Source organism: Stieleria sp., from assembly GCF_041595215.1.
Lineage (GTDB): Bacteria > Planctomycetota > Planctomycetia > Pirellulales > Pirellulaceae > Stieleria > Stieleria magnilauensis.
The window spans coordinates 1-3,019 of sequence record NZ_JBFHKV010001043.1 but is presented as its reverse complement, the minus strand read 5'-3'; the positions used below and the strand labels follow the sequence as shown (position 1 = coordinate 3,019).

The window sequence follows — 3,019 nt, the reverse complement described above, 5'->3', positions numbered from 1 at the left end:
GGTCGCTGCGGAGCAGCGAGCAGGATGCGCCTGAAGGCTGGACACCAACGTGTGCTGGTGTGCAGGCTTTAGCCGCCCAGTTTCGCTGCGGAGCAGCGAGTGGAGACGCCTGAAGGCTGGACACCAACGTGCGCTGAATCCCTTGTGACTTGAACCTCGCCCCGACGTTGCATTTTCCCCACTGAGCAGAATTGATGAGCGAAGCAACGAAATCGAAACGTCCATGGTTGGTCGCCGTGTGGCCCGGGATGGGGCACGTGGCGATCAGCGCCGGTTACTATCTGATGGCCAAATTGGGCATGCAGTATCTGGGCGAATTCGCGTCCAACGGTTTATTTGATGTCGACTATGCGATCATCAAGTCGGGGATCGTGCAAAAAACGCAACGACCGCGAAGCCGTTTTTTCGTCTGGAAAGCCCCGGAAGGCAAGCGTGACATCATCGTCTTCATCGGCGAAGCCCAGCCGCCGCTCGGCAAATTTGAATTCTGCGAAAAGCTGATCGACTTTGCCCGCGACCAAGGTGTCGAACGCGTGTTTACCTTTGCCGCGATGGCAACCGATATGCATCCCGAACACGAATCACGCCTGTTCGGGGCCGCCACCGACCCACTGACGCTGAAGGAACTCGATCGCCCCGAAGTGCGTTATTTGGAAGAAGGCCACATCGGCGGACTCAACGGCGTGCTGCTCGCCGCCGCCGCCGACAAGGGAATGGAAGGCGTTTGCCTGCTCGGCGAAATGCCACACATGTTCGCCCAGCTGCCGTTCCCCAAGGCGTCACTTGCGGTGCTGGAGGTGTTTGCCGAGATGGCAGAAGTCCCGCTGGATTTCACCGAGCTGAAAGAACAAGCCCACGCCATCGAACAACAACTCGGTGAATTGCTGGCCAAGTTCAAGGAGAAGATGGAAGCCAACGAGTCCGGCGCGTCCGAATCATTCGAGCCCCCGCAAGACAGTGACGAAGAACTCGCCGAAGCGGACCAGAAACGGATCGAAATGATGTTCAGCCAGGCTGCCGATGACCGTTCGAAGGCGTATGAACTGAAGAACGAACTCGATCGGCTGGGCGTGTTTGATCGGTTCGAAGATCGTTTTCTGGATCTGTTCAAGCGAACGGAATAGTGGTTGCATCTCAGCACGTGGCGTGAGCCAGTGGCGCGTGAAGTAGCAGGCGGGACAACCACGCGCCGCTCGCTGACGCGTCCCGCTGGGGTTGGCCTCGCTGCGTGGGAACGGCTTCCCACGCAGGGACACGATTCTCTCGGCTTAAGATGGCGGTGTGAACTTGGGCGCCGCCGGCTCGGAAGGTTCCTCGTCATCGTCGGGTTCGACCTTCGACGATTCGTAAGGATTGAGCGCCTTGGTCGCTTCGTACTCGGCGGCGCGGAACTCTCGCTGGACCTCATTGAGGCGACTGCGGAATTCACGATAGATGCCGCCCGCTTTGCGAGCCACGTCGGGAAGATTGCCGCCGAACAAGACGACTGCGATCACCCCGATCACCATCATTTCAAAGGGACTGAGCCCGAACATTTCTATTCGTCCGATTTTTTGTCGGACAATTCATCGTCGTCGGCCGACTCGTTCATGCCACGCTTGAACTCGTTGGCACTCTTGCCCAGGTTCCGCATCAGCCCCGGCAGTTTGGCACCACCGAACAACAACAGCGCCAAGAACAACACGATCAGCATTTCCGGCATGCCGGGAAATCCGATCGCGTACAGTCCGATCGCGTACAGGCCGCTTGCAAATCCACATACAGACATCGTTTCGCTCCAATAGAGGCTTGAGAATCAAAAACCCTCACGCACAAGTGCGGCGAAAGCGGGTCGGTCGGTTGGGCTTGTCCGGTTCGCAAAGCGAGCTTTGCCAGAATTCCGGGGCCATCAACCACCTCCAGGACCGTCGTGTCGGGGGCGGGCGTGGGATCCACGGGTCGAATCTCCACTGCCGCATTTTATTAAATCTCGGCCGCGAGTCAAAGCCCGGAAGCCCGGTCGCGGCATTTCCTGCTGGGATAGTGACGTCAGCTCCTGTGCAGAACGCGGACGATCGTTGGGACCGCACGCGTTGGGGGCGAGGCGTCGATGCCGGCACACCGCAATTTGCCGTCTGAAACTCCGCCACTGCGATTGCGATGCCGCATGATCGGTACAATGCCCCCTGTCACTCCTACTCCCTTTCTCTGCGGTACCCCCCATGCGATTTCAACTCCCATTGCTTGCTCTGTTTCTCGTCGCCACTGTGATCTTCAGCCCTGACGCCCGTGCGGCGGACAAAGAACTGGAAAAACTGCAGGGCGATTGGACAGCCGAAATCGATACCGAAAACGGCAAGAAAAAGGCGACGCTGAGCGTTGATGGAAAGAAGATCCGGTTCGACGGCCCCGAGGGGAAAGAATGGTACGAGGGCACGTTTGAAATCGATGCTAGCGCCAAACCGAAACGGATCTCGGTGCGGATCGAGGACTGTCCGATCGAGCAGCTGAAGAAGCAGATCGTCGAAGGCATCTACACGCTGGAGGATGACACCTGGACGATCTGCGCGACGGCCCCCGGCGCCCCCGAAGGCCCGTCCGGGTTCGACGACGAAAACGCGCGGACGATTGAATTCAAGAAGGGGAAATAGGCTCTTCATGTCCGCGAGCGGAGTTCGTGAACGAAACCGTGGCGGATTTGGTCAAAAAATGGGTTGGTCAAAAAATAGAGCAGTCGAAGAATGAAAGTCTCATCGTACGTGTGACCTTCGTTTTCCTCAGTGACGGTGCGTTAGCGACAGTCTCGAAGGCTACCGCCACGACTCGAATGCCCAATCGGGCCTCCCATTTTTTGACCAACTCATTTTTTGACCAACCCGACTTCCGACGGCCACCATCAACACAAACAGCATCGTGGGCCCCGAGACGCGCGTACGCGATTTCAACGTTTCTCTTGAGCGTCTCTCCCCGGGTAATCTCCCGTGTTCGAATCGTCTCTTTGGCTTGATCGATCGCGGCGCGCAGTTTCTCCGGCACCTGG

At 58.0% G+C, this 3,019-nt stretch carries 5 protein-coding genes; 2 read left to right on the top strand and 3 right to left on the bottom strand.

Features of this window, described 5'->3' with window-relative positions:
* Nucleotides 1–194: 194 nt before the first annotated feature.
* The gene (locus ABX749_RS27795) at nucleotides 195–1,124 is read left to right on the top strand and encodes a PAC2 family protein (protein WP_372898893.1); all 930 of its coding nucleotides are present in this window, start codon (nucleotides 195–197) and stop codon (nucleotides 1,122–1,124) included.
* A gap of 144 nt (nucleotides 1,125–1,268) precedes the next feature.
* On the opposite strand, the gene ABX749_RS27790 is transcribed toward ABX749_RS27795, so the two are convergent.
* On the bottom strand, nucleotides 1,269–1,535 hold the full coding sequence (locus ABX749_RS27790) for a twin-arginine translocase TatA/TatE family subunit (protein ID WP_145210059.1): 267 nt from the start codon (nucleotides 1,533–1,535) through the stop codon (nucleotides 1,269–1,271).
* Nucleotides 1,536–1,537: 2 nt separating this feature from the next.
* Nucleotides 1,538–1,768, bottom strand: coding sequence for a twin-arginine translocase TatA/TatE family subunit (gene tatA, locus ABX749_RS27785; RefSeq protein ID WP_145210063.1), 231 nt, complete (start codon nucleotides 1,766–1,768; stop codon nucleotides 1,538–1,540).
* 433 nt (nucleotides 1,769–2,201) lie between these two features.
* Here tatA and ABX749_RS27780 point away from each other — a divergent pair, with 433 nt between their 5' ends.
* Nucleotides 2,202–2,630, top strand: coding sequence for a TIGR03067 domain-containing protein (locus ABX749_RS27780; RefSeq protein WP_372898892.1), 429 nt, complete (start codon nucleotides 2,202–2,204; stop codon nucleotides 2,628–2,630).
* Nucleotides 2,631–2,697: 67 nt separating this feature from the next.
* Here ABX749_RS27780 and ABX749_RS27775 read toward each other — a convergent pair.
* A partial coding sequence (locus ABX749_RS27775) for a hypothetical protein (RefSeq protein ID WP_372898891.1) occupies nucleotides 2,698–3,019 on the bottom strand: 322 nt, incomplete at its 5' end.